Here is a 23,877-nt window from a genome sequence, read left to right as displayed (position 1 = left end):
GCTTGCACCTCCTGAGGGCGGGCTTGCACCTCCCGTAGGGGGAGGCGGCAGGGTGGTGGGCATGAACGGCGATGCGCTCCCCACGACCGGCCCGCTCCTCACCATCGGCGAGCTGGCCCGGCGGACCGGGCTGACGGTGAAGACCGTCCGGTTCTACTCGGACCAGGGGATCGTGTCGCCGGCCGACCGCAACCCGGCCGGCCACCGGCAGTACGGCGCGGACGCCGTCGCTCGCCTGGATCTGGTGCGCACCCTGCGCGAGCTCGGGCTCGGACTGCCGGAGGTTCGGCAGGTGCTGGAGCGCGAGCGCGGGCTGTCCGAGGTCGCGGCGGCGCACGCCGCGGCGCTCGACGTCCGGATCCGGGTGCTGCGGCTGCGGCAGGCGGTGTTGCGGACGGTGGCCGCGCGCGGGGCTACCGCAGAGGAGTTGACGCTCGTGCACAGGTTGGCCCGGTTGACGGAGGGCGAACGGGGGCGCCTGGTCGGGGAGTTCCTGGCCGAGGTGTTCGGTTCGGGGGCTTCCTGGGATGGTCGTTTCGAAGGGGTCGCCCGGTCGCTGACGCCGGTGCTGCCGGAGGAGCCGTCGGCCGAACAGGTCGAGGCCTGGGTGGAGTTGGCGCTGCTGGCCGGGGACGCCGGATTCCGTGAGCTGCTGCGCGGACTGGCGGCGGACGAGGCGGACGAGGCCGGGGAGGCTGCGGCGGCCGGTGCGGGCTCTGTTCCTCGGCCCGGACTGGCCGTGCTGGTGCGGGAGTTGGCCGGGCCGGCGGTTGCGGCCCGGGTGGCGCCGGGTTCGGCGGAGGCGGCGCGGGTGGGCGAGGTGCTGCTGGAGCGGTACGCCCGGCTGGTGGGTGCGGCCAGGGTGGACGGGTCGGTGCGGGCCCGGTTGGCGGAGCGGTTGAGGGCGATGGCGGACCCTCGGCGGGAGCGGTACCTGGTGCTGTTGGCGCTGGTCAACGGCTGGGCGGCGCCGGAGAGTTCGGCCGAGGTGCTGGACTGGGCGGTGCGGGTCGTCGGCTGAGGCGGGTCGTCGGCCGAGGGTGGGTCGTTGGCTGAGAGCGGGGCCGTCGGCCGAGGCGGGCCGGGTGGTCGGTCGTGGTGGGCCTACGGCCACAGGGGCGGCGGACCGGGGCAGTTGGTGAGGAAGGCGTGGGCCTGGGCGCGGAGGTGGTCGACCGGAGGATCCTCACAGATCACTTCCAGGCCGAGTCCGGTGACCTGGCCGAGGTGGTGGTAGGACTGGTAGGCGAGGTACGGGCGGTGGTCGTCGGTGGGATCCAGTCCGACGGCGAAGGTCGCGAAGTGGGTGCGCTCCTTCTCGGTGCGCGCGAACTCCGTACGGGAGAGCTCCCATTCGAACTCGTACGGCTCCGGATCGGCGGGCAGGTCGAGCAGGGCCTGGGCCAGCCGGCGGACCTCGTCCGGACCGGCGAAGGGGAGCGATTCCGACCAGAGCGGTGCGGCCGCGAACAGCTCCCAGTCGGCACCATTGTGACGGACGGTCAGTTCCCACTCGCCGTCCTGATCGCGCCAGCGGCAACTGAGGATCGGATCCATGGTGGTCAACCTCCCTGTGGAGTCCGGTCGTTACGTTTTCTCCTCATCGTGGCACACCCGGCCGATGTGGGGAGCACGGCGTGACCCGTCCTCGGGCGGCTTGCCAGGCTTCCTGGAGCGGACGGTAGCCGAGCACGGTGATGTCGTGGTCGGCGAGCAGGCGGCGGGCCTCGGGGGAGACGAGGAACTCGTAATCGGTGCGGCGGACCCGCCAGCCGTCGTCGGCCTGGCTGCTGCCGTTGCCTGAGAGGCCGGGGTGCGGGCCGGTGGCGAGGCCGGGGTGGACGGCCCACTCGGTCAGGCCCGGTGGGAGGGCGGCGAGCAGGCGGGCGTAGTGGGCCGGTTTGTCCTCCACCGGGACGGCGAAGCTGTCGAGGAAGCCGTGGTCGACGACGGGCAGTCCGCGCTCGCGCAGCCGGGCCAGGGCGGGCGGCAGCCAGACCCGCACCGCCAGGCCGTACTCGGCGCCGAGGGCGAGGGTGAGGTCGAGGATGTCCTCGCGACCGCCGTCGGCGAGGCAGTGGAAGTCCAGGTGGGTCGGGCTGAGGCCGCTCGCCGCGACCGCGTCGACCTGGGCGCGGAACTCGCGCTCCACGTGGTCGAGTCGGGCGCGGGCGGCCAGTGCGGCGCGGCCGGCGGGGGTGGGGGCGTACAGCTCGCCGGTGGGGTCGAGGAGGGAGGGCACCTGGTCGCGGGCGGTGAGCGGGCCCCAGCGCAGGTGCGGCGCCTCGCAGACCAGGGTGAGGTGAACACCGAAGGGGATCTCCGGGTGGCGGCGCAGGAGCCGGAGCGCGTGCGGGGCGGCGCGACAGGGGGTCATCAGGCTGCAGGAGGCGGCGATGCCCTGCTGGACCGCCTCGATGACGGCCAGGTTGACGGACTCGTCCAGGCCGAGGTCGTCGCAGTTGAGGAGCAGGAGGCGGGCGCCGGGCGGGTGGCCGAGGAGGCGGTTGGCGCGGGGGCCTTCCGGGGTGGGGGCTGCGGTGGGCATGGGGGCAGTCTTCACCGGGGGAGGCGGTGGGCGCGCGGGGATTCTCCGGTGGGGCGGGCTCAGTTCGTGCTCGGGGCGGTGCTTTCGGGGGTGCTCTCGGTGGTGCTTTCGGTGGGGGCGGGGTGCCAGGGGCGGCCGGGGCGGGTCTGGACAGGGGCCGAGGTCAGGCGCAGGGCGTACACCTCGCGGTCCGGCGCCGGGGAGGGGACCGGGCCGAGGTACTCGTGGCCGGTCAGGTGGCACCAGGCGGGCAGGTCGAGCGGGGCGGCGGGGTCGGTGGTGTGGATGTGGACCACCGAGCCGGCCGGGAGGTGGGCGATCTGCGCGCGCAGGCGGAGCAGGAGTTGGACGCAGAGCAGGCCGGTGCCGTCGACGGTGAGGTCGGGGCCGGTGCTGTCGGGGGCGGTCATCGGGGGGTCTCCTGGGTGATGCGCCAGAGGCGGCGGGGCAGTTCGCCTTCCTCGAAGGGGTGGACCTCGGCAAGGTGCCAGCCCTCGGCGAGCCGGTCCACCAGCTCGCGGGGGAAGAAGTGGACGGCGAAGCCGCCGTGTTCCCAGATGCCGTCCCCGTGGCCGGTGCCGGCGCCGAAGTGGGCGTCGCCGGTGTGGCGGACGGTGTAGACGAAGGTGCCGCCCGGGCGCAGCACCCGGCGGCCGAGGGGCGACGAGCCGGGCGTCGGGCCGGGAGTGCGGATCATGGTGGTGCCTTCGCGGGGTGTGCCGTGGTGCGGGTTCAGCCTAGGGCGTGGGGCGGGACGGGCGTGGGGTGGGGTGCGGTGGGGCCCCGGTCACGGCCTCGGGATGTGGCGGTGCTCGGGCGCGGTGCCGCCGAGGCGGGTGAGCAGGGCGGACAGCTGGGTGAGGTCCTCGCTGCTCCACTGGTCGGAGGCGAAGTGGTCGGCGGCGACCTGCCGGGCGGTGTGCAGCATCTCGGCCAGTCGTTCGCGGCCGGTCGGGGTCAGGGCGGCGTAGGCGACCCGGGCGTCACGGGCGGCGGCCTCGCGGGTCACCAGGCCGATCCGCTCCAGCGGGGCGAGGCCGCGGGTGACTCCGGAGGCGGTGAGGCCGAGGGCCTCGGCGAGGTCGACCCGGCGCATCCGGCCGCCGGGGGCCTGGGCCAGGTGCAGCAGCAGGGTGAAGTCGGACAGGCTCACGCCGTGCAGGCGGCTGAGGCCCGCGTCGAAGCGCTTGACCACGGCCGTCTGGGCACGGACCAGGCGAAGGGCGGTGTCGAGCGGGTCGGGTCGGGAGTCGGTCGTGGGGCTGGGGCTGGGGCTGGGGCTGGGGCCGGGCGTGGGGCCGGGCGTGGGGCCGGGCGTGGGGCCGGGCCCGGGCGTGGGGCTCGTCGGGGCCGTCGGGTCTGCTGGGCTTGTCATTGCCACCTCCTTGACTGCTCAAGTATATCCATGGGCGGAGCCGTCAAGGAGGTGGTGGGGGAGGGGGGTCGGTCAGCCGGAGGCGTTGGCGGCGCGGCGCTGCCGCTTGCCGAGGGGCGCCTGGGAGAGGTCCTCGGCCTGGGAGCGGAGGTTCTTGTAGCCGTAGCCGCGATCGGCCAGCCAGGACTGCGCCGTCTGCTCGGCCCGCTCGGTGGCCTCCAGGATGTCCTCCTCCGCCTCGCCCTCGTCGAGGAAGCGGAAGGTGAAGGCGGCCCGGGCGGTGAGGTCGTAGCTGAGGTGGCCCTCGCGGGTGAAGGCGGCGCGCAGTACGTCGTGTTCGGGTGCGGCGGCGAGGAGTTCGGCGCGCTGCTCGTCGGTGAGGCCGTCGAAGACGCCGCGCACCATGATGCGGAAGGTTCGGGTGGTCATGCCCAGACGATAGGCAGGAGGGATGTCGGACCGCCAATGCGATTTCGCGCGGGGCGGCCGGGGCGGGCCCGGCCGTCGGCGAGGGGCCGACGGCCGGGCGCTGAGCGCGCGGGGTCAGGGGGCTCGGTCTGGGTGACCGGCCTCAGCGGGCGAAGGGTCCGAAGGTGGTGGCGGCCAGGCGGAGAGCCGGGGCCGGAGCGCCGTCGCCGATGCCGACGGCGTAGACCAGGCGCTTGCGCAAGTCCGCGGTGGCGAAGACGCCGTCGGAGTAGCCGAGGTCGTGCCCGGTCTTGCCCCAGAGCGTCGTGCCGTCCTGCAGGGGGATGGCCATCAGCCCGGCGCTGTAGCAGGCCTTGCCCTTGTCCGGCCCCAACTGGCAGTCGTCGGAGCTGTGGTAGGGCACCGGCTGCCCGGAGGTGTCGCGGGGGAGGGTGAGCAGGTCGCGCAGTTGCTGCGGCGGCAGGAGTTCACCGTCGAGCAGGGCGCGCAGGAAGCGGTCCAGGTCGGCCGGGGTGGAGAGCATCGACTCGGGGTTGCCGCCCTGTTCGGAGACGTCGGTCGGGGTGCCGGAGTTGTCGGGGAAGTAGCCGGTCAGGTGCGGTTCGGGCATCAGGGGTGCGCCGTCGGTCAGTTCGGTGTGCCACAGGTGGAGGGGGTCGAGGATGCGGGTCGTCACCTCCTGCTTGAGCGAGTGGCCGGTGACGCGTTCGATGAGCAGGCCCGCGAGACGGTAGTTGAAGTTGTTGTACTGCTGCTCGGTGCCGGGCGCGAAGACCGGCTTGGGCCAGGAGTCCGGGCTGCTGCCGGCGGGCCGCAGGGTGCGCTGGACGACCTCCTCGAAGGTCTCGACGCCGAAGCGCTGGGCGATCAGGTCGTTGTTGGGGACGCGCCCCGGGCCCTCCACGACCGGCGGCAGTCCGCTGGTGTGGTCGAGGAGTTGGCGGACGGTGATCGGCTGGTAGGCCGGGCTGCCCCCGGTGCCGTCGGGCAGGACGCCCGGCAGGTACTGCTGGACGGTGCCGTCCAGGTCGACCCGCTGCTCGGCGGCGAGTTGCAGCAGCACGGCGGCCACGAAGGTCTTGTTGATGCTGCCGATCCGGAAGGTGGCGTTCGGCGCGACCGGCTGCCCGCTCACCCGGTCCTCGTCGGACCCTCGCCAGGCCTGGCCGTCGACCGTCACCCGGGCGACCACGCCCGCGGCCGGATCGCCTGGTCGGGCGGCTATGGCGGCGCTCAGGGCGGCCCTGTCGGGGCCGCTGGTCGGCCTCCCGCTGTCGGCCAGGGCGGGCGTGGATGCAGCCGCGAGGAGCAGTCCGGCGAGGGCGAGGGCGGCGGGCTTGGCGATGGGCATGTGGTCTCCGAGGTCGATGGGCCGGGCGAGCGCGGAGTGGCCCGCATGGGAGAACACATGTGTGACGCTGAATCAGTTCCGTCACTCCGTGGGGCATGTTGGTTTGTGGGGGTCATGCTTCACCTCGTTGGGTTCCGGCCGGGGGCCGTGCGTCGGGCTCGGTCAGGGGGCGGACGGGGTGGGCAGCTCGACGGGGTGGACGGTGAACTCGCCGCGGGTGACCGGGGCGAAGGGGGCTATCGCCATGCAGGTGCCGACGACGGGCTGGTAGGGGTTGCCGCCCTTGTCCAGGTCCATGTTCCCCACGCCCCAGGAGAAGCCCAGGCGGTCCTTGCCGTGGCCGTGGGCGTCGTAGATGCTCAGGCCTATTCGCTGACCTACCGTCATGGCGTCGGACTTGGTGATCACGGCGGTCAGGGTGGCGACGGGGCCGCCGGTGGAGAGGCAGTCGACGGCGGCATCGGCCTGACGGACCTCGCCGGTCTCGACCACCCGGTGGGAGAAGTGGACGGTGCCGCGGGCATCGGTGGGCAGGCCCCCGGGGACGCCGGGGACGGGGTGGGTGTTGGGCGCCCCCTCGGCGTCGATGGTGAACCAGATCTCGTCATGGGGCCTGAGGGCGTAGTGGATCTGGGCGGATCCGCTGACCCGGGCGATCGCGGTGGTCTCGGCGGAGGGGGTCGCATCCGCCGGGGCGAGGGCGGTGAGTGCCGTGAGGGCGAGCCCGGCGAGGGCGGCCGCGGCGGTGCGGGCGGCGCGGCTACGGAAGAAGGAGCGGAAGGAGGTGCGGAACATGGTGGAGGCTCCCTTCTGCGGCGGCCCCGTTGGCCGCCGTCTCGGTGACTCCAAGACTGATCGCCGACACCCCCTCCGCACATGTGCCGATCGGCATAAAGCGATCACCGAGTTCGCGCGATAGTCCTGCCGATCGGCAGGGGCGGCCCGGAAGCGAGCGGGTGAGGGGTGGGAGGCAGAATGGTCCGCCATGGAGACCACGAACGTGACACCCGATCAGTTGCCCGTCGGGCGTGAAGTGCTGTTGGACGAGCCGGTGTCGCCGGTGAAGCCGACCTCCCGGGTGGAGGTGCGGAGGATCACCATGCCGCCCCGCTACGCCGCCGGGTGGCACGTGCACAACGGGCCGGTGCTGGGCAGCGTGGTCGCCGGGACGGTGCACTTCCAGGTCGAGGGCGGGCCGGAGACCGTGCTGACGGCCGGTGACGTGTTCCACGAGCCGGTCGGCGTGCCGGTGCGCTTCGACGCCGGCGCGGAGGGGGCGACCTTCCTGGGGTACTTCCTGTTGGCGGACGGTGAGCAGCCGGAGATCGCCCTGGTGGGCGGGGTGCCGGTGGAGTGACGTCGGTGCGGCCGGTGCGGGCCGTTGGGCCGTACCGGCCGCCGTTCCGTCCTCCCGCTACGCCCGGGCCGGGAGCCGGGTGCAGACCGCCCCCGTCGTGGGCGGCGCCGCCCCGGCGCCCAGCGTGGCGAGCGTGAAGTCCGTGGTCAGCGCGTTGACGTCGGCGCTCTGCCGGACCAGGTAGTGGCTGCCGCCGGGCACCTCGTACCGCGCGAGCTCGGGCGTGACGTGCCGGGCGCGCAGCGCGTACTCCAGGGACTGGGCGGCGCTCGCCGCGCTGCGGTCGGCCGTGCCGTGCACGATCAGCACCCGCCGTCCGGTGAGGTGTTCGACCCGGTCGCCGCTGGGCAGCCAGGGGGCGATCCCGGCGATCCCGGCGACGTTCGGGTGCCCCGCGCACCAGAACGCGGCCCGCCCGCCGAGCGAGTTGCCGATGAGCACCACCGGGGCGCCCGGGTAACGGCGGTCGAGTTCGTCGAGCGCCCAGCGGGTGTCGACGGCGGTGTCGGCGTCGGCGCCGTTCCAGCCGCTGTAGCGGTAGCGCAGCAGGTGCACCGCGAGGCCGTGCGGGCGGCCGCGTTCGGTGAGTTCGGCGGCGAGTCCCCGCAGGCCGAGTTCGGCGATCCGCAGCGGTCCGCGCCGGCTCCGGATGAATCCGCCGGGCAGCAGCAGGGCGACACCGGAGACCGGGCCGTCGCCCTCCCACGGGGTGAGTTGTGCGGTGTGCGGACGCTGCGCTCGGAACACGCCGGTCCTTCCTGGGGGCGGTGGTGCCTGGGGTGGACAGGGCGGATTCTACGGTTCCGGCGGCGGGTCACGGTGCGTCAGGAGGGAGCACAGGACCCAGCCGGTGACCCGGGTGCGGCTGACCAGGACCTTCGCCCAGCGGGCGCCGAACGGCGAGGTCCAGGTGTCCACGACCTCCACCCGGTCGCCGGAGCGTGCCAGCCCGATCACGGTGTCACCGCCGAAGTGGTCGATCCGGACGTTGGCGGCGCTCGCGGAGACCTCCCACCATCCGGTCCCCACCCGTGGCGGCCGTTGCTCGCCGGGGGTGACGGTCGCCGGGGCCAGCAGGATGGCGAGGGAGATCACCGCCGCCGTCGCCCGGCCGATCACCGCCACCGTGTCCTCGGGCCCGCCTTCGAACTTCCGCCTGCGGGGCGGACGAGGGGAGTCGGGTGAGCGAGCAGGGTGGTACAACGGTCGGTGAGCTTGCTGCTGCGTCAATTCGACGTCGAACGCCGGGAGTTGGGCCAGAGTCGCCGCTTCGGACCGGCCTCGTCGAGTCGCTCCAGGATGGCGGCGGCCCGGGCGACGGCCTCGCGTTCGAGCCGCTCGGCGCGGGCCCGGGCGTCGGCGAGGATCTGCTGCACGGCGGCCTCGGTGAGGGCCTTGGTCTGCGCTCGGTCCTGGTCGGCCTGCTGGCGGAGTATGGCGGCATCGGCCTCGAACTGCTGCTGGAGTCGGGTGACCTCCTCGCGAGCCCGGGTGAGCAACTCGTCCGCCTCCCGGCGGCGGGCCAGCACGTACGGGTCGTCTTCGGCGGAGCGGGCGTCGAGGCCGGTGGGCCGGTGGCCGGCCGGCTGGAGTGGCGCGGCGATCCGGAGCAGCCGTCCGGCGACGTCGTCGGCGTCGGAGGGGCGGTGGGCCGGGTCCTTGGCGAGCAGGCCGAGCACCAGGGTGTCGAGTTCGGCGGGCAGTCCGGGCCGGAGGGTGCCGGGGGCGGCCGGCCGGACCTCGCCGTGCTGGCGAATGAGCTCGAACAGTGTGCCGCGGAACGGGGGTTGGCCGGTGAGGAGCTCGTACAGCAGGCAGCCGAAGGCGTAGAGGTCGGAGCGGGCGTCCAGGCCCCGGTTCTCGAAGCGTTCGGGGGCCATGTAGGCGGGCGTGCCGACGATCACGTTGGTGCTGGTGACGCCGTCGTCGGTGGCGCCGGTGCGGGCGATGCCGAAGTCGACCACCTTGACCGTTCCATCGGACTGGATCATCACGTTGGCCGGCTTGACGTCCCGGTGGACGACCCCGGCCCGGTGCGCGGTGGCCAGCGCCCCGGCGATCGGGGCGGCCCAGGCGAGGGCCCGGGGCAGGGGCGGCGGTCCGTCGGCCAGGTGCCGGCTGAGCGGGGCGCCGTCGAGCAGTTCCATGACCAGGAAGAACAGCGGGCGGTCGGCGGTGCGGTGCTGCCCGAAGTCGTGCACGGTGACGATGGACGGGTGGTTGAGCGCGCCGGCCGTGGCCACCTCGCGGGCGAAGCGGGCCGCGTCCTTGGGGGAGTCGGCGACGCCGGGGAGCAGCACCTTGACGGCGACCAGGCGTCGGATGCGCGCGTCGCGGGCCTTCCAGACCGCGCCGAAGGCGCCCGCGCCGATCTGTTCGACCAGTTCGTACCGCCCGTCGAGTACCTCGCCTGACCGCATCCCCGCCCCTTCCGTGCTCCGGCGCCCGCGCCCCAGTCTGTTTCAACCTACCGCGCGGGCTGGATGGTTGGTCGCCCGCAGCGGCTCGCCAGCTCGGCCAGGACGGCGTCGAGCAGGCCCGGGAGGCGGGCGTCGAGCTCGCTCCGGCGGAGGGTGACCAGGCGGGTCTTGCCGCTGCTGCGGACGGCGACGACGCCGGCCTCGCGGAGTATCCGCCAGTGGTTGGAGAGGGTCGAGCGCGGGACGGTGAGGCCCTCGGGGCTGCAGGTGGTCTCGCCCTCCTCGGCGAGGCGGCGGACGAGTTCGAGACGGACCGGGTCGCCGAGGGCATGCAGGACGGTGGCGAGGTCGAAGTCCTCGGGGTGGGGCTGGGGCAGGGTCCGCATCGGGTTCCTCGGGTGGGCGGTGGCCGGCTCTGGAGCCGGGGTCCGTATGGGAAGTCGGCGGGGCCGACCTCCCATGCGGGCGGACCCCAGGGGGGCTCGGCGTCAGTCGATCTCGATGGTGAAGGTCGAGGTGCTGCCGTCCCGGGCGGTGAGGGTGACCGGGCCGAAGGTGATGAAGGTGGTCGAGGTGGCACCGGGGGCGCGGTAGAAGCCGGTGGCCCTGGTGACCCGGAGTGCGAGCGCGGCGAGGGTGGCCGCCCGCTCCTCGTCCGCCTCCACCTCGGGCTCGGCGAGCGCGGCGTGGCCGTGGGCCTCGGCCCAGTCGCGGACGCTGGCGGCGTCGCGGCTCAGCTCGGGCAGGATGCTGCGGTTGGCCCAGGCCCAGAGCCAGGACGCCGCGTTGGGGCTCCACGTCCCGAGGATCTGGGCGGGGGCGGACGCGGTGCGGTCGGGGAAGGTCCAGGTGATCAGACCGGTGCGCTGGTCGAGGCCCCAGCGGTCGGCGGTGCCGAGGCCCCAGGCGGTGTGGGCCTCGGCGAGTTGGCCGATCATCTGCTCGCCCTGGAGGAGCAGGGTGGCCAGGTCGGGCTGGGGGGTGGTGCTGTTCATGGGGGTGAAGTGTGCCAAGGCCGATTTGGGTGGGTCCTGGCGGCCCTACCGTTGGGGCTCCGGGTGGGCGCGGCGGTCGTGCTGGTGGGGGTGCTGTTCGCCGGGCTCTGGGCCCTGGCCGGGAACGACCGTGACCACAACGGCGACGGGTCGGCGAAGTGCGCTCCGGCGACGGAGAAGGACTCGCCGAAGTACCCGGTGCTGTGCGCCGCGCTCAACCGCCCCGACCTGCCGGTGCTCGTGGGGGTGCCGAAGGAGCGGGTGCTGGTGGCCCAGCCCCCGGGCTGTCGGCGGCCCTCGGGCCGGGCCTGACCAAGGACAACTACGGCGCGGCGGAGGTGCAGTTCAGCGAGCTGTACGTCCAGCTCGCCGACGACCGGGACGTCGACGTGGAGGACTTCGCCATGCCCGGCGACCCGACGATCACGCGCGTGCCCGTGCTCGGCCACAAGACGCTGGTCTACCGGTCGCCCACGATGTCGTTCTCGATCCCGTTCGGCGGAGGGAAGTCCACCACCGGCACCGGCTCCGCCGCCCACTCCCTCGCCGTGGCGAAGAACCCGGACGGGACGGGCGGCACCTTCGAGGTCAGCATCTGGCGCAAGGACTCCGAGCCGATCGACGACGCGACCCTCTACCGGGTGACCGAGGCGGTGCTGCCGGGTCTGCAGGGCTGGGCGGGCGGCTCGACGGGCTGAGCGGTGGGTTGAGCCTCGTTCGGCTCGATGGTTGGACTCACTCGAACGGGTGGACTCGGCCGCCAGGGGACTGCCGCGCCCGGTGATCGGGTAGGCCGCGATCGGGGCGGGGTCGGCCCGCCCGGATCGTCGGAGCAGGACACGGAGGAGACGCGTATGCACGCAAGCGTGGGAGACCGTCTTGTCGTTCACGGCAGGATCGTCGGCCAGCAGGATCACGTGGTGGAGATCGTCGAGGTCCTCGGGCCGAAGGGAGCCCCGCCCTACCGCGTTCGGGCGGAGAACGGGCACGAGACGATCATGAGCCCCGGACCCGACGCCGTAGTCGACCATCGGAAGGCCGGGGAGTAGCCGCGGCGCTTGAGGACTGAGGACTGAGGGCGGGTGCGCGGTGCGCGCCGGGGAGCGATCCCGGCGCACCGCGCACCCGTTGCGGGGACGGTGGTTCGGCAGGGGGAGGCGGAACGTGGGGGCATCGCGTCGGTGATGCCGACCGGGGGAGGGGCGGACGTGCTGGTGACGTTGACCGGGGGCGCAGGGGCGGGGAAGACGACGTTGGCCGCGGCGCTGGCGGCAGCCGCCGGCCCGGGCCGGGTGCGGGTGCTGCACGGGGACGACTACTACTACGCCGAGCCGGGGCACGGCGGCGTGTGGGCGCCGGACGAGGCCGGGGTGCCGCGGCTGGACGTGGGGGATCCGCGGTCGGTGGACGGCAGGCGACTCGCGGACGACGTCGACGCCGCGCTCGGGGAGTTCCGGGTGGTGGTCGTGGACGGTCTGTTCGCCCGCAGCGTCGCCCCGAGGCGGCCCTGCGGCCGCTTCGATGTCTTCGTCGACCTGCCGGCGGACCTGCGGCTGGCGCGCAAGATCGAGCGCAAGTGCGTCGCGGGCGGCTTCCCGCTGGCGGTGCTGCTGCGGAACTACGTCGGGCACCGGCGGGCCGCCCACGAGCGCCATGTCGAGCCGCTGCGGGCTCAGTGCGACCTGGTGGTCGACGGTGCGCTGGCTCCGGAGATTCTGGCCGGGCAGGTGTGGGCGGCGGCTGCCGGGAGGGGCGGGCGGGGCCGCGATTCGTAGCGATCCGGCCGGTCAGGGCCTCCCATGCGCAGGGTAGGAAGGGGTTTTCCCTGCTCTTTGTTTAGGATCTTGCTCTGCTCTGCGACGATCCGATGATCGTCGCCCTACTGCGGGGGCGGCGCTTCGCAGGGGAGAGACCGGCATGGCCGAGCGGCCCGAGGACAGTGTCGTCCGGGCACGGATGAAGTGGCGCGCCAGGTTCGCCAGGAGCAAGGAGACCTGGATGGTGGTCTCCGGCGGGGTCCTGGGGGCCATGTTCGCGAGCCTGGGCCTCGCGGTGATGTTCGGCCCCGCGAACGGGTTCGGCGGCACCAGCCTCGGCTTCATGGGCGCCATCAGCATCCTCGGGCTGCTGCCCTGCGGCGCCGGCTTCGTCTGGGCGCTGATCCACCCCCGGCGCGGGCTTCCCTCGGTGGCCGTCGGCACCGCGCTGGGGCTGGGGATCTTCCTGTGCTTCGCCGGAGACGGCCTCAACGACTCCTGGAAGGCCCCGCCGGACCGGCCGGCCACCGTCCGCGCGGTCGGCAGCTGGGCCAGCGGGAGCCTGGTGGTGCGGGTCCGGCCCGACCGGGTGGTGGCGTACCGCAGTGGCAGCGGGTCCGTCGCCTGGCAGTGGACGCCGCCGGGCGAGGACTCCCTGTGCACGATGAGCCGGGGGATCGGAGCGGGCGGCATCGGCCTGGTCGGCCACTCGCCGCACGGCAAGCCCTGCGCGGCGGTGACGTCGCTGGACCTCGCGGACGGCAAGCCGGGCTGGACGGCCACCGTGAACGCCCCTGCTCGGGACGGGGACTCCGCCGATTCGGACCTCGTCGCGGTGGCGGGCACCCAGGCCGTGCTGCAGGGCACGGACGGCTGGCGGGCGGTACGGCTGACGGACGGCCGGGAGCTGTGGCGCAACGCGCCCGACGCCGGGTGCACGCCGCTGGAGGTCGCGGGCGGGGAGCAGGACGTGGTGACGGCCGCGCAGTGCGGCGACGGGGCGGCGGTCCTGCGCTCGCTGGCCCCCGGGGACGGGCAGCAGCAGACGCGGGTGGCCGTGCCGGCCGAGGGAGGGCTCAAGAACCTGATGGTGGTGTCGGTCGAGCCGCTCGCGGTCTGGGTCGACGCCCAGGCCGAGCGCGGTACCCACGCGGTGCTCAGCTACGACCGGTCCGGGAAGCAGCGCGCCTCGATACCGGTGTCCGGTGACGAGTACGACTTGGACGTGATGCTCGGTGGGGTGCACGCCTTCGACGAGTTCACCGCCCGGCCGCTGTTCGGTGGCGTGGTCGTCGGGGACCTGTTCATCGTCCCGGGCGAGAAGCCCGGCGACGTCAGCATCAGTGGCGGCACGCACCCGGGCCGCACGGCCACCGGACGGCTGGTCGCGTACTCCCTGGCGGACGGCAGTAAGCAGTGGACGGCCGGCCTGGACGACCAGGTGACGGGCGTGCTGGTGGACGGCGCCTCGGTGTGGGCGATGACCCGCGACCAGCTGACCCGGGTCGACGCGGCGACCGGTCGGCGGAGCCGCGAGCTGGACGTCAACGACACCGCCTCGCTGTACCCGGTGGACCTGTCGGCGGCGGGCCGGGAGCGGTTCACGGTCGTGGCGGAGGACGGGACGAGGGACGAGCCGCCGGTCCGGGGGATGAGCTGAGGGCCGGCCCTGCCCGCGAGTGGCGGGCAGGGCCGGAGTTGCTCAGGAGGCGAAGCGCGGGTGTCGCTCGCCTGCCAGTTCCGGGTACCGGCCGAGCGTACGTCGAGTGCCCCTGCGGAGCGCTCGGCGGTGATCAGGGCGGCGATCGGGGAATGGCAGTGGTTCCCCTTGCGGATCACCAGGACTTTGCGGCGGTGGGTTGGGTTCAAGTGGTGTCCACCCTCTCGATCTCGAAGGTGAGCACGCCCAGCGCCTCCTTGTGGGGCGGGAAGATCGCGTGGATGGCTTCGAGCTGTTCGGCCTCGGTGGCGCGGGGGTTGACGGATGAGCCTGGTCGTAGGCGATGTTGGGGACGTGGGCCGCGGTCATCCCGCTGTCCTCACGCCAGCGCGGTGAGATGTTGAGGGCCTCCTGAAGCTCAGCCCGCGCGGACGAACTCCATGGTGATCGAGTACATGAACTGGCCGACGTTCACGCACTCCCAGCCCACGGCTTCGACGGACCGGACGACCAGGTCAATTTCCTTGCGGATTGCCTTCATGGGGTTCCTGACCCGGGCCATGCCCCGGGGGTCGATGTCGATCGACGCTTCGAAGGTGACGTCCCCCTGCGCATATGCGCGCCTGGCATCCGCGACGAGCCTCTGCATTCGGATCGCGTGCACTATTCCCACGTGCGCCTCCCGCTCTGCTGCCGATGGCCCGGTCCTTCTCAACCGCTCTACGAGCCCGGTGCCACCAAGAAGCCATTCCCTGATTCGGATGGCTCCATGCCGGAGACGACGATCCCTGAAAGCTGGTCAGCTCAACTGTGGGGACTCGCTGGATCGGTGGAATCCCGACGTACGTTCGAGCACCACAGGCACCTGCTGCATCGACTGGGGAAGGTGGCTGCGCAACGGACGCAGGTCATCGTTGACTGTGGCTTCGGTGAGGGATGTCTCAGCTCGCCCCGAGGGCGCCGAACGCGCGCGCTGCCCGCACAGAGGTCCAGGTCAGCACTCTCCGGGGATCAGCCCACTCGCCATCGCCGGTGAACAGGCTGAACCGCACGATCCGGCTGTCGAACAGCCAGAAGTCGGTTCCCGGCAAGGCGAGATCGAACGCCCGGCTCCGGGGAAACCAGCCGGATCTGCTCACCGGGTCGTGCATGACTGCCTCCCGGTAGCCGGTGGCCCTGCTCGTGATGTCGAGCAGGGCCACCGTCAGGCTAGGCGGTGAAGCGGGGGTCGCGGGCTTCGATGGCCTGGATGAAGGCGGTCCACTCGGCCTGGTCGAAGGCGAGGTGGGGGCGGTCGGGGTTCTTGTCGTCGCCGAGCCATACGTCGCCGTTGTCGAAGCGGGCGATGATCACGCAGTTGCCGTTGGACTCGCCGGAGAAAGGTGACTTGACCCACTGGGCATCAGCGGGATCGTGGGAGTAGGGGTCGTGCTTGCTGATCACGTCAACTCTTCCAACTTGTACTCAAGTGCGGTGATGGTGTCCTCCGGCGACAGCGAGTATCGCTTCAGCCGAGCAAAAGCGCGTTCGGCTCGTCGCACATGGCGTCCCGACCTACGCGGGAGCATACCGCCGACGGCTTCGACGAAGACGAAGCTCTCTTCACCGGAGAAGTGCATCAGCGTGAGGCCGGAAGAGAAGATGGCTTGGCGTCCTGCACTCAGCGGGACCATTCGCAGGGTCACGTTCGGTTGCTTCCCCACCTCCATGACATGACGGATCTGACCAGCGAGAATGTCGCGGTCGCCGCCCACCAGGAGCGCGACCTCACCGAAATACGCCTCCAGATTGATCCGGGGATCCTCGGTCAATCGCCGCTGGCGCAGGATTCGAATCTCTGCTGCGGCCTCACTCTGGTCGTCGCTGAGGCCGTCGAGACCAGCGGCGATCACCTCTCGCGCGTAGTCCTCGGTCTGGAGCAGGCCAGGGAAGGCGGACAGGTAGTAGTCGAGCATGTGCGTCGCATCAGCTTCGAGGCCGAGGAACTCGGCGAATGCGGCGCCGATCGTGTCGGCGAAGTCGTGGTCTTCCCACCAGTGCTTCGAAGGACCGTCCGTGGCCAGACGCTCGATCTCCGCGCGGTCCTCCCCGGTGATCCCGCAGTGGTCCAGGTAGGTGGCCAAGTCGGCTGCGCTCACTGGTAGGCGGGCTCGTTCGATCTTGCTCAGCCGGGAAGGATCCCAGCCTCGCAGGCCGGCGGTGACGTCGGCGAGCGTCTTGTTGTTCTCCAGCCGCCACTGCCGTAGTTCCTCGCCGAGGCGGATGTTCCTGATCACTGACGGGTCCGTGCCCAACGCTGCCCTCCCTTGGGTGTGGGGTTCAGTCTATCCGCGTTCAAGATCAACTAATTTGATTCCTCTTTGGTGGCGTTCGGGTTGCAAATTCGATTCCAAATCCCCCACACTCAACGTGACCGCACGGACACGCACCTGACGTCGTGTCGAAGCGAAGGGGCACCCATGTCCGCGTTGAGCACACCTCTCTTCCGCATCTCCGAGCTCTGCCTCGCCGACCACTCCACCTCGGTCCGTACCGCCCGCCGGTACGTCCGGGATCAGTTGGACTCCTGGGGCTACCGGGGCGACAAGGTCGACGACCTCGTCCTCATCGCCTCCGAGCTCGTCACCAACGCCGTCGTCCACGCCTGCCAGGGGCACGGTGAAGTCCGGCTCTACCTGCAGGAGTTCACCGGCGACTGCCGGCTCGAAGTGTGGGACCCGCGCTTCGACCTCCCCCTCCAGGACCGCCGCCCCCGCCGCTTCCGTGAGGGCGGCCGTGGCATCGAACTGGTCCGTGAGCTCGCGCTCGACTTCGGCGTCATCACCCGCCGGGGCTCGGGCAAGCGCGTGTGGGTCCGCATTCTCCTCAACTGAGCGTCACCACCGCCCGATTCAACCAACGAACGAAGGGAGTCCACCCCCATGCACCCCGCCGCGATCGCCTTCCGCAGCCCCGCCGCCCTGCATGCCCGCTGCGACTACGGCCGCGTCCGCCGCCTCTACTTCGAGCCCGGCTACGAGACCGGCGCCGTCGTCCCCGACCCCGCCTCCTGGGAACCCCTCCCCGGCGGCTACGCCGAGCGCTTCGCCCCCGGCTACTTCACCCCCGCCACCGGCCTGATCGAGCTCTTCCGGCTCCCCGGCACCGTCACCGACCGCGACACCCTCGCCGCCATGGTCGGCACCCTCGGCGACCCATACCCCGTAACCCTCGGTGACACCGAGGACCCGCCCGGCGAGCCCACCACCCACGTCCTCCCCGAATCCGGCAAGCGCCCCGGCCTCCACGTCGACAACCACCAGAACCTCCCCTACGGCGAGCGCAGAAAGTCCCGGCGGCGCCTCTGTGCGAACCTCGGGCCGGGCAGCCGCTACCTCCTCCTCGCCGACACCGACATCCTCTCCGTCTGCCGCTGCGTCCAGGACCGCTACGAGGACCACCACCCCTCCACCGGCGACCTGCGCATGTACGTCACGCTGCGTCGCCCGCTGCGCCTCCTCCGCCTGCGGATCGACCCCGGCGAGGGCTGGTTCGCGCCCACCTCCGTCCTCCCGTACGACGAGTCCACCGAGGGCCTGGACCTGCCCTCCGTCACCTCCTCCTGGCTCGGTCACTGGGAGCCGCACCTCTTCGACTCGTTGATCTGAACTCTTGGGCGTGGACCCCGTGCTGCGGGGACGGGCGAAGCTGCCGAAGCTGGGATGGGTCCGGTTCTGCTGGTCCCGGCCAATCGGGGGTGAGGGCCGGTCGGCGACGGTTACCCGGCAGGGACGTCAGTGGTTCGTCTCCTTGCCGCGACTACCAGCAGTGGTCACCTGACCGATCTGACCGTTCCAACCGCTTGTGTCAGGCTGGTGGAGGAGTACTGCCAAGGCTCGGGAGGCTCGTGATGGCCGAGATCAGGGTGAACGGGGTCTCACTGCACTACGAGGCCCGTGGTGAGGGCCCCGGCGTCGTCCTGGTGCACGGGTCGTGGAGTGACGCGGACTCCTGGGCACGGGTGCTGCCGGGACTGGCCGAGTTGACGACCGTGATCGCCTACGACCGCCGGGGCCACAGCCGCAGCGAGGACCTGCTCACCCAGGGTTCGGTGCACGAGGACGCGGCCGACCTGGCCGGGCTGATCGAGGGGCTCGGGCTGGCGCCGGCCTACGTCTGCGGGAACTCGTACGGCGCGCTGATCACGCTGCGGCTCGCCTCCGTCCGGCCCGACCTCCTCCGGGGCATCTCCGTCCACGAGCCGCCCGGAACGAGCCTCCTGCTTCTCGACCCGGAACTGCGGCCGGTCGGCACCGCGCTCGCGGGGCGGCTCGCGGCCGTCCGGGAGCTGCTGGAAAAGGGGGAGTCGGCCGCGGCGGCGGAGCTGTTCGTGGAGACGGTCGCCTTCGGCCCGGGGGCGTGGGAGCAACTGCCCGCGCCGGTGCGGCACACCTTCATCCGCAACGCGCCGACATACCTGGATGAGCTGCGGGACCCGGACGCGCTGGATCTGGACCTGACCGCGCTGGCCCGCTTCGCCGAGCCGGCGCTGCTCACCCAGAGCGACGACAGCCCGCCGATGTTCGGGCAGGTGCTGGACATCATCGATCTCACCCTGCCGAAGGCGGAAAGACACGTGTACCAGGGCGCCGGTCACGCTCCGCATCTGTCGCAGCCGGAGGAATGGGTGCGGGTGGTGCTTCCGCGCGCGTTGGTGTGAACCGGGCCTGAGGGGCGCGAAAACCGGGACACGCGCCGGTGCATGCGCCCTCGCCATGTGCCCTCACCATGTCCCCTCGCCAATGTGCCCTCGCCAATGTGCCCTCACCACGTGCCCCCTACCGAGTCGCGAGCAACTCCTCCCCGCGCGGCGTCCGCCGATACAGCACCTCCCGCCCGCGGCGCACCCGGCTGACCAGGCCCGAGCGGTGCAGCACCCCCAGGTGGTACGAGACCGTCCCCGCGCTCAGGAAGTGCCGGGCAGCCAGCGCGGCGGTCGTCGCCGGATCGACCAGCGCGGCCAGCAGGTCCGCCCGGGTCGGCCCGAGCAGCTGGGCCAGTGCGGGCGCGGGCGTCCGCGGGACGGCCGCCGGCGGCGCGATCGGGTACATCAGCGTCGGCGCCCGGTGGCAGCCGTCGACCGGATCCAGGATGACGTGGATCCGGCGGCTCACCAGCGTCGGCATCAGCAGGACCATCCGGGCGGGCAGGGCCACCTCGAAGCGGCTCTCCAGCTGGATCAGCCCGTTCGACCAGGAGAGCTGCGGGGCGAGGGAGTTGAACAGCGCGCCGGAACCGTGCCGGGCGAGGAAGCGGCCCCGCTGATCGATCTCGGCGTCCAGCACCGCCCGGGTGTCCGGCCAGTACGGCGCGAGCGCCAGCTCCCAGTACCGGCCCAGCTCGTCGGCGATCCGCTCGGCGAAGTAGCGCGGGCCGCGCTCCAGGCCGCGCAGCACCGCGTCCGGGATCGGACGGCCGACCAGATTGGCGGCGGCGATCCCGCGCTGGACCGTCTCCAGTTCGGCCCGGACCCGTTCCGGATCGGTGCGGCGGACGGCCTCCAGCTGCTCCGCCACCGTCGGCTCGGGGCCGGTGGGGTGGGGGGAGAGGAAGTCGGGGACGTAGCCGCCGTCCTGTTCCAGCGCCAGCCCCGACAGCAGTTCCAGCTTCTCCCGGCGCAGCACCCGGCGGGTGCGGCTCACCCAGGCGTACGGACCGGTGCGGGAGTTGAGTCCGGATGCCATCAGGGTGTTGACCGCCTCGTGCAGCGGTGACACCACGAAGCGGGTGCGGGCGAGCCCGGCCGAGTCGATGGTGAGCCGGATCATTCCGTCCTCCCTGCCGGGCTGTTCGAATGCTGTAGATCCAGGTGCCGGAACGGTCGGATTCGTCACCCTTTCGGCCCGCGACCCTTCGACCCTGGTCGAATCCTGGCACGAATGCTCGCGTTCGAAGTCAACCCGGGCGCAGGCTACTTCCGTGACCGCGTCAGTACGGACGCGGCGCGAGCGGAAGGATGAACATGACGAGCACGCGCGGCCGCATCGCCGCCCTGCTGGGCGCCGTCGCGGTGGTCGCCGGCACCACCCTGGCCACTCCCGCCGTCGCGGCGCCGGACCAGTCGGCCGAAGCGCACCGGCACGGCGGCGGGATCACCGGCCAGGCACCCTGCCAGAGCGCGCCCGAATTCACCTGCGGGACCATCACCGTGCCGCTCGACCACAGCGGCCGGACCCCCGGCAACCTCCAGCTCAACGTGGCGATGACCGGCAACGCCGACGCCCCCAAGGGCGACCTGCTGTTCCTCACCGGCGGCCCCGGCCAGCCCGGCGTGCCGCTGATCCGCCGGATCGCGGGCAAGATCGCGCCGGTGCTGAAGGACTACCGGCTGATCATGTACGACCAGCGCGGCACCGGCGAGCACGCCCTGCAGTGCCCCGGCCTGCAGGAGGACATGGGCTCCTCCGACCTCGCCGTCCCGCGCAAGCAGTCCATCGCCGACTGCGCCACCGCGCTCGGCCCGAACGCCCGCTTCTACAGCAGTGCGGACACCGTCGGCGACATCGACCTGCTGCGCCAGGCCCTCGGCGACCACCGGCTGACCCTCGACGGCGTCTCGTACGGGACCTTCGTCGCCGAGCGCTACGCCCTCGCCCACCCGGCGCACGTGGAGCGGCTGGTGCTCGACTCGGTGGTGCCGCAGGGCGGTTACGACCCGATGGACCTGGTCGCGCTGCCCGCCACCGCCCGGGTGCTGCGCACCGCCTGCCAGGCCACCGGCTGCACCACCGACCCGGCCGAGGACCTGGCCGCCACCGTCCGCAAGTACGGCAACGGGGCGCAGATCCTGGACGCGCTCACCAGCTACGAGTTCACCGACCCCAACTACGGCGGGGTGCCGGAAGCCCTGCACGAAGCCGCCGGCGGACACCCGGAGAAGCTCCAGGCCTTCATCGACCAGGTGCACAAGGACGACGCCGCCCCGGCCGAGGCGCTCAGCCAGGGCCTGCACGCCGCCACCCTGTGCGCCGACGGGCGCTACCCCTGGGGCTCCTCGGACACCCCGGTCGAGGGCCGGGCGGACGCGCTGGCGCAGACCCGGCAGGACCTGACCGCCGAGGAGACCTGGCCGTACGACCCGGCCACCGCGACCGGGCTGGGCAGCCTGCTGGTCTGCCAGGACTGGCCGCGCGAGCAGGTGCCGCCGCTGCCGCCGGCGCACCGCAAGCTGCCCAACGTGCCGGTGCTGCTGCTCGGCGGGGACCGGGACCTCTCCACCCCGTACGAGTGGCTGTACCAGCAGGCGGCGCTGGCCCACGACCCGCAGATCGTGATCGTCCCGGGCGCGGCGCACTCGGTGCAGACCCGGGCGGCCAACCCGGTCGGGCGGCAGGCGGTCTACGACTTCCTGCTCAAGTAGCCGGGTTCCCGCTCAAGTAGCCGGGTTCCCGCTCAAGTAGCCGGTTTCCTGCTCAAGTGGCCGGTCGGTGGTGGGCCGTTCCGCACAGGGGACGGAACGGCCCGCCGCCGGCTCAGAGTTCGGCCGCGCCCCAGCCGTCGTCGGGCAGGGTGCCGTCCGGCTCGGGGCAGTCGGGGTGGTCGTAACCCCAGAGGCTCACTTTGTGCAGCAGCCAGTCCGTCAAGGGCGGTTGGTCGTGGTCGAGCCGGTCGACCAGGACGAAGCCGACCCGGACCTCCTCGGCCGGCGCGACCTCCAGGGTGCGCTGGCCGGGGATGTTCTCGTAGGTCACCGTCTCCCAGGCGCAGCCGGCGGCGGTGAGCTCGGCGGTCAGTTCGGATTCGCTGACCCTGGTGTCGATGGTGTCCAACTCGCCGTGTGGTTCGGGGAGTTCCAGTTCTCCTTGCCAGGTGGGCAGGGAGAAGGAGCGCAGTCGGCGGCAGCGGCAGAACACTGTCCAGGCGTCGCCCCAGCCGAAGGCGTGCGGCCAGCGCGACTGCTTGTGGATGCGCCCGCCGTCCCACGGATCGCCGTAGCGGGCGGCGAGTTCGGGCAGCGAGGCGTCGTACCGCAGGTCGCCGTACTCGCCGCTGGCGGCGAGGGCCGCGAGCTGACGCGGAAAGGTCATCGCTACAGGCACTCGCGCACCGCCTCGATCAGCCGGTTGGCGCGGGCGTCACCGTGGCCGATCATCCGGTTCGCCACGTAGCCGAAGCCGACGCCGAACTCGTCGTCGCCGAAGGCGAACTGGCCGCCGGCGCCGTCGTTGCCGAAGCTGCGCGCGCCGAGCAGCGGGCGGAACGCGGGGGAGTCGAGCAGCAGGCCGGAGCCCCAGCGGGCGCCCATGTCGAAGCCCAGGAAGCCCTGGCCGGAGGAGAGTTCGCGCACCGCGTCGGTCACGGTGTCCTGGGAGAGCAGGCGAGGGGAGCCGTCCAGGCCGGTGGCCGCGGCCGCGTACAGGCCGGCCAGTCCGGTGGCGGAGGCGACGGCGCCCGCGCCGGGCAGCTCGATCGAGTGCAGGGCCGGGTCGTTCCAGCCGTGCGGCACGTCCAGGCCGGGGAAGACCAGAGCGCCGTTCATGGTGACGATCCGGGTGAGCAGGTGCTCCGGGCCGGGCATCGGGCGGCGGCCCTCGGCCTCCACCAGCCGGGCCAGGTACGGGAGTTCGCTCTCCGGCAGGCCGATCCACAGGGGCAGGCCGAGCGGTTCGGCGATCTCCTTGCGCAGGAACGCGCCCGGGGTCAGGCCGGTGATCCGGCGGATCACCTCGCCGACCGCGAAGCCGAGCACATGGCCGTGGTACTCGTAGGTCGTCCCGGGCTCCCAGAGCGGCTGCTGCTCCTCGATCGCGCGGACCACCGGCTGCCAGGCGGCGATCTCCTCGAAGGAGAGCACCGCGTCCAGGGCCGGGAGGCCGGCCCGGTGGCCGAGGATCATCCGGGTGGTGATGTCCTGCTTGCCGTGGCGGGCGAACTCGGGCCAGTAGCGGGCGATCGGGGCGTCCAGGTCGAGCCGGCCGCGCTGGGCGAGCAGCAGGGCGCTGACGCTGACCGCGCCCTTGGCGCAGGAGAACACCGGGACGAGGGTGTCCTGGGTCCAGGCCCGGCCGGTGCGCTGGTCGGCGGTGCCGCCCCAGAGCTCGACCACCTTGCGGCCGTCGACGAACACCGTGACGGCGGCGCCGAGTTCGGGGAAGTCGGCGAAGTTGCCGGCGAAGGCGTCCGCGACGGCGCCGTAGCGTTCGTCGGCCCACCCCTGGTACTGCTGCATGCGTGGTGTCCCGTTCTGCTCGCGTGGCGTCCGCGCACGGCGTCCGCCAAGATCATCGACCGGACCACGGTACGGGGTCGGGGCGGCCGTGACGAAGGGTTTTGGCTGGTCCGGGACGGGTGGGGCGGATGTGATGACTGCCGTCCGGCGGCTCAGTCGACGGCCGGGGCGGACAACGGGCGCCGGTGCGGCCAGGCGCTGAGCCCGAGCGCGGTGCCGATGCCGATGAAGGCCGCGGCGCCGGCCGGGCCCACCCAGCCGGTCAGCGGGGCGTTGTCAGCGCTGCCGCCGAGCGCGCCGAACAGGGCGGTGAGCAGGCCGTACGGGATCAGCAGGGTGCCCGCCCAGGCGGGGGCGAGCAGCAGGCGCCGGGGCAGCGGGCGGGCCGGCGGGCGGTGAGTAAGCAGCAGCGCGAGGGCCACGCCCGTCAGTGCCAGCACGGAGGTGAAGTCGATGCCGTGCCGTTCCAGCCAGACCAGGGAGGCGGGGGCGCCGTTGCGCCGGAACTCGTCCGCCATCTCGAAGCCGTCGGCCATCCCGGCCCGGCCGCCCGCCGCCCAGTAGGCCTTCAATGCGATGTACGGCAGGGCGAGGCTGCCGGCCAGGGCGACCAGGTGCCGGTGGCGTCGGGACATGGGATGCCGGTGGTGGCGGGACATGGGGTGCCGGTGGCGTCGGGACATGGTGTGCACTCCTCTTCGTCGGTGGTCCCAGCCTTGAGGAGCGGGCCCCGGCGGGCGTCCTGCGCCGGGATGGGCCTGCTCCCCCGGGCGGGGG

General features: G+C 72.6%; 32 protein-coding genes. 11 read left to right on the top strand and 21 right to left on the bottom strand.

Annotated elements, in window-relative coordinates:
• The first annotated feature begins 61 nt into the window (after window positions 1-61).
• Window positions 62-1,021 (top strand): MerR family transcriptional regulator, encoded by a 960-nt coding sequence (locus ACIG5E_RS13670; protein WP_396533594.1) that lies wholly within the window; start codon window positions 62-64, stop codon window positions 1,019-1,021.
• An 83-nt stretch (window positions 1,022-1,104) separates the two neighbouring features.
• Here the strand turns inward: ACIG5E_RS13670 and ACIG5E_RS13665 are convergent, their stop codons facing one another.
• The 8 genes from ACIG5E_RS13665 to ACIG5E_RS13630 all read right to left on the bottom strand — a co-directional run bounded on the left by ACIG5E_RS13665 (window position 1,105) and on the right by ACIG5E_RS13630 (window position 6,498).
• Window positions 1,105-1,557, bottom strand: a complete 453-nt coding sequence (locus ACIG5E_RS13665; RefSeq protein WP_396533593.1) for a hypothetical protein — start codon at window positions 1,555-1,557, stop codon at window positions 1,105-1,107.
• A gap of 43 nt (window positions 1,558-1,600) precedes the next feature.
• Window positions 1,601-2,548 (bottom strand): polysaccharide deacetylase family protein, encoded by a 948-nt coding sequence (locus ACIG5E_RS13660; protein ID WP_396533592.1) that lies wholly within the window; start codon window positions 2,546-2,548, stop codon window positions 1,601-1,603.
• A 59-nt stretch (window positions 2,549-2,607) separates the two neighbouring features.
• On the bottom strand, window positions 2,608-2,958 hold the full coding sequence (locus tag ACIG5E_RS13655) for a sulfurtransferase TusA family protein (RefSeq protein ID WP_396533591.1): 351 nt from the start codon (window positions 2,956-2,958) through the stop codon (window positions 2,608-2,610).
• The gene (locus ACIG5E_RS13650) at window positions 2,955-3,245 is read right to left on the bottom strand and encodes a hypothetical protein (RefSeq protein ID WP_396533590.1); all 291 of its coding nucleotides are present in this window, start codon (window positions 3,243-3,245) and stop codon (window positions 2,955-2,957) included. The genes ACIG5E_RS13655 and ACIG5E_RS13650 overlap by 4 nt, the downstream gene beginning before the upstream one ends.
• A 90-nt stretch (window positions 3,246-3,335) precedes the next feature.
• A complete protein-coding gene (locus ACIG5E_RS13645; RefSeq protein WP_396533589.1) occupies window positions 3,336-3,923 on the bottom strand; it encodes a MarR family winged helix-turn-helix transcriptional regulator in 588 nt (195 codons plus the stop codon).
• Between the two features lie 72 nt (window positions 3,924-3,995).
• Window positions 3,996-4,352 (bottom strand): DUF6204 family protein, encoded by a 357-nt coding sequence (locus ACIG5E_RS13640; protein ID WP_396533588.1) that lies wholly within the window; start codon window positions 4,350-4,352, stop codon window positions 3,996-3,998.
• A gap of 142 nt (window positions 4,353-4,494) precedes the next feature.
• Window positions 4,495-5,760, bottom strand: a complete 1,266-nt coding sequence (locus ACIG5E_RS13635) for a serine hydrolase domain-containing protein (RefSeq protein ID WP_396533587.1) — start codon at window positions 5,758-5,760, stop codon at window positions 4,495-4,497.
• A 105-nt stretch (window positions 5,761-5,865) separates the two neighbouring features.
• A complete protein-coding gene (locus ACIG5E_RS13630; protein WP_396533586.1) occupies window positions 5,866-6,498 on the bottom strand; it encodes a hypothetical protein in 633 nt (210 codons plus the stop codon).
• A gap of 190 nt (window positions 6,499-6,688) precedes the next feature.
• On the opposite strand from ACIG5E_RS13630, the gene ACIG5E_RS13625 reads away from it, so the two are divergent.
• Complete coding sequence (locus tag ACIG5E_RS13625; protein ID WP_396533585.1) at window positions 6,689-7,060, top strand: cupin domain-containing protein; 372 nt, start codon at window positions 6,689-6,691, stop codon at window positions 7,058-7,060.
• Between the two features lie 57 nt (window positions 7,061-7,117).
• Here ACIG5E_RS13625 and ACIG5E_RS13620 read toward each other — a convergent pair whose 3' ends face one another.
• The 5 genes from ACIG5E_RS13620 to ACIG5E_RS13600 all read right to left on the bottom strand — a co-directional run bounded on the left by ACIG5E_RS13620 (window position 7,118) and on the right by ACIG5E_RS13600 (window position 10,475).
• Complete coding sequence (locus ACIG5E_RS13620; protein ID WP_396533584.1) at window positions 7,118-7,807, bottom strand: alpha/beta hydrolase; 690 nt, start codon at window positions 7,805-7,807, stop codon at window positions 7,118-7,120.
• Between the two features lie 48 nt (window positions 7,808-7,855).
• Window positions 7,856-8,185, bottom strand: coding sequence for a hypothetical protein (locus ACIG5E_RS13615; RefSeq protein WP_396533583.1), 330 nt, complete (start codon window positions 8,183-8,185; stop codon window positions 7,856-7,858).
• Between the two features lie 101 nt (window positions 8,186-8,286).
• Window positions 8,287-9,480, bottom strand: coding sequence for a protein kinase (locus tag ACIG5E_RS13610; protein ID WP_396533582.1), 1,194 nt, complete (start codon window positions 9,478-9,480; stop codon window positions 8,287-8,289).
• A gap of 47 nt (window positions 9,481-9,527) precedes the next feature.
• Window positions 9,528-9,866 carry an ArsR/SmtB family transcription factor gene (locus tag ACIG5E_RS13605; RefSeq protein ID WP_396533581.1) on the bottom strand — a complete coding sequence of 113 codons (339 nt, stop codon included), beginning with the start codon at window positions 9,864-9,866 and terminating at the stop codon, window positions 9,528-9,530.
• A gap of 102 nt (window positions 9,867-9,968) precedes the next feature.
• Window positions 9,969-10,475 carry a DUF6882 domain-containing protein gene (locus tag ACIG5E_RS13600; RefSeq protein WP_396533580.1) on the bottom strand — a complete coding sequence of 169 codons (507 nt, stop codon included), beginning with the start codon at window positions 10,473-10,475 and terminating at the stop codon, window positions 9,969-9,971.
• A gap of 63 nt (window positions 10,476-10,538) precedes the next feature.
• On the opposite strand from ACIG5E_RS13600, the gene ACIG5E_RS13595 reads away from it, so the two are divergent.
• The 5 genes from ACIG5E_RS13595 (at window position 10,539) to ACIG5E_RS13575 (ending at window position 13,892) form a co-directional block, all read left to right on the top strand.
• Complete coding sequence (locus ACIG5E_RS13595) at window positions 10,539-10,787, top strand: DUF6215 domain-containing protein (protein WP_396533579.1); 249 nt, start codon at window positions 10,539-10,541, stop codon at window positions 10,785-10,787.
• A gap of 26 nt (window positions 10,788-10,813) precedes the next feature.
• Complete coding sequence (locus ACIG5E_RS13590) at window positions 10,814-11,173, top strand: hypothetical protein (RefSeq protein ID WP_396533578.1); 360 nt, start codon at window positions 10,814-10,816, stop codon at window positions 11,171-11,173.
• A gap of 156 nt (window positions 11,174-11,329) precedes the next feature.
• Window positions 11,330-11,524 (top strand): DUF1918 domain-containing protein, encoded by a 195-nt coding sequence (locus tag ACIG5E_RS13585; protein ID WP_396533577.1) that lies wholly within the window; start codon window positions 11,330-11,332, stop codon window positions 11,522-11,524.
• Between the two features lie 159 nt (window positions 11,525-11,683).
• The gene (locus tag ACIG5E_RS13580) at window positions 11,684-12,250 is read left to right on the top strand and encodes a uridine kinase (RefSeq protein ID WP_396533576.1); all 567 of its coding nucleotides are present in this window, start codon (window positions 11,684-11,686) and stop codon (window positions 12,248-12,250) included.
• 142 nt (window positions 12,251-12,392) lie between these two features.
• Entirely contained in the window at window positions 12,393-13,892 is a 1,500-nt protein-coding gene (locus ACIG5E_RS13575; protein ID WP_396533575.1) for a PQQ-binding-like beta-propeller repeat protein, read from the top strand.
• Between the two features lie 418 nt (window positions 13,893-14,310).
• Here the strand turns inward: ACIG5E_RS13575 and ACIG5E_RS13570 are convergent, their stop codons facing one another.
• The 4 genes from ACIG5E_RS13570 to ACIG5E_RS13555 all read right to left on the bottom strand — a co-directional run bounded on the left by ACIG5E_RS13570 (window position 14,311) and on the right by ACIG5E_RS13555 (window position 16,168).
• Complete coding sequence (locus ACIG5E_RS13570) at window positions 14,311-14,433, bottom strand: hypothetical protein (protein WP_396533574.1); 123 nt, start codon at window positions 14,431-14,433, stop codon at window positions 14,311-14,313.
• A gap of 400 nt (window positions 14,434-14,833) precedes the next feature.
• Window positions 14,834-15,094: a DUF6879 family protein gene (locus ACIG5E_RS13565; protein WP_396533573.1), complete on the bottom strand. Its 261-nt coding sequence runs from the start codon at window positions 15,092-15,094 to the stop codon at window positions 14,834-14,836.
• A 7-nt stretch (window positions 15,095-15,101) separates the two neighbouring features.
• A complete protein-coding gene (locus ACIG5E_RS13560; protein WP_396533572.1) occupies window positions 15,102-15,335 on the bottom strand; it encodes a DUF397 domain-containing protein in 234 nt (77 codons plus the stop codon).
• Window positions 15,332-16,168, bottom strand: coding sequence for a helix-turn-helix domain-containing protein (locus tag ACIG5E_RS13555; RefSeq protein ID WP_396533571.1), 837 nt, complete (start codon window positions 16,166-16,168; stop codon window positions 15,332-15,334). The genes ACIG5E_RS13560 and ACIG5E_RS13555 overlap by 4 nt, the downstream gene beginning before the upstream one ends.
• A gap of 183 nt (window positions 16,169-16,351) precedes the next feature.
• Here ACIG5E_RS13555 and ACIG5E_RS13550 point away from each other — a divergent pair, with 183 nt between their 5' ends.
• From ACIG5E_RS13550 to ACIG5E_RS13540, 3 genes are all read left to right on the top strand, one after another.
• Complete coding sequence (locus tag ACIG5E_RS13550; protein ID WP_396533570.1) at window positions 16,352-16,765, top strand: ATP-binding protein; 414 nt, start codon at window positions 16,352-16,354, stop codon at window positions 16,763-16,765.
• A 48-nt stretch (window positions 16,766-16,813) separates the two neighbouring features.
• The gene (locus ACIG5E_RS13545) at window positions 16,814-17,539 is read left to right on the top strand and encodes a hypothetical protein (RefSeq protein WP_396533569.1); all 726 of its coding nucleotides are present in this window, start codon (window positions 16,814-16,816) and stop codon (window positions 17,537-17,539) included.
• A 242-nt stretch (window positions 17,540-17,781) separates the two neighbouring features.
• Window positions 17,782-18,591 carry an alpha/beta fold hydrolase gene (locus ACIG5E_RS13540; RefSeq protein WP_396533568.1) on the top strand — a complete coding sequence of 270 codons (810 nt, stop codon included), beginning with the start codon at window positions 17,782-17,784 and terminating at the stop codon, window positions 18,589-18,591.
• A 118-nt stretch (window positions 18,592-18,709) separates the two neighbouring features.
• Here ACIG5E_RS13540 and ACIG5E_RS13535 read toward each other — a convergent pair whose 3' ends face one another.
• Window positions 18,710-19,699 (bottom strand): helix-turn-helix domain-containing protein, encoded by a 990-nt coding sequence (locus tag ACIG5E_RS13535; RefSeq protein ID WP_396533567.1) that lies wholly within the window; start codon window positions 19,697-19,699, stop codon window positions 18,710-18,712.
• Between the two features lie 194 nt (window positions 19,700-19,893).
• On the opposite strand from ACIG5E_RS13535, the gene ACIG5E_RS13530 reads away from it, so the two are divergent.
• Complete coding sequence (locus ACIG5E_RS13530; protein ID WP_396533566.1) at window positions 19,894-21,291, top strand: alpha/beta fold hydrolase; 1,398 nt, start codon at window positions 19,894-19,896, stop codon at window positions 21,289-21,291.
• A 112-nt stretch (window positions 21,292-21,403) separates the two neighbouring features.
• Here ACIG5E_RS13530 and ACIG5E_RS13525 read toward each other — a convergent pair whose 3' ends face one another.
• From ACIG5E_RS13525 to ACIG5E_RS13515, 3 genes are all read right to left on the bottom strand, one after another.
• Entirely contained in the window at window positions 21,404-21,958 is a 555-nt protein-coding gene (locus ACIG5E_RS13525; RefSeq protein WP_396533565.1) for a hypothetical protein, read from the bottom strand.
• A 2-nt stretch (window positions 21,959-21,960) separates the two neighbouring features.
• A complete protein-coding gene (locus ACIG5E_RS13520) occupies window positions 21,961-23,100 on the bottom strand; it encodes a serine hydrolase domain-containing protein (RefSeq protein WP_396533564.1) in 1,140 nt (379 codons plus the stop codon).
• A gap of 152 nt (window positions 23,101-23,252) precedes the next feature.
• Window positions 23,253-23,783, bottom strand: coding sequence for a hypothetical protein (locus tag ACIG5E_RS13515; protein WP_396533563.1), 531 nt, complete (start codon window positions 23,781-23,783; stop codon window positions 23,253-23,255).
• Window positions 23,784-23,877: the final 94 nt, after the last annotated feature.

Source organism: Kitasatospora sp. NPDC053057 (genome assembly GCF_044546945.1).
Lineage (GTDB): Bacteria > Actinomycetota > Actinomycetes > Streptomycetales > Streptomycetaceae > Kitasatospora.
Note: the sequence above shows the minus strand (reverse complement) of the source record. Positions and strands in the feature narration are given on the sequence as shown.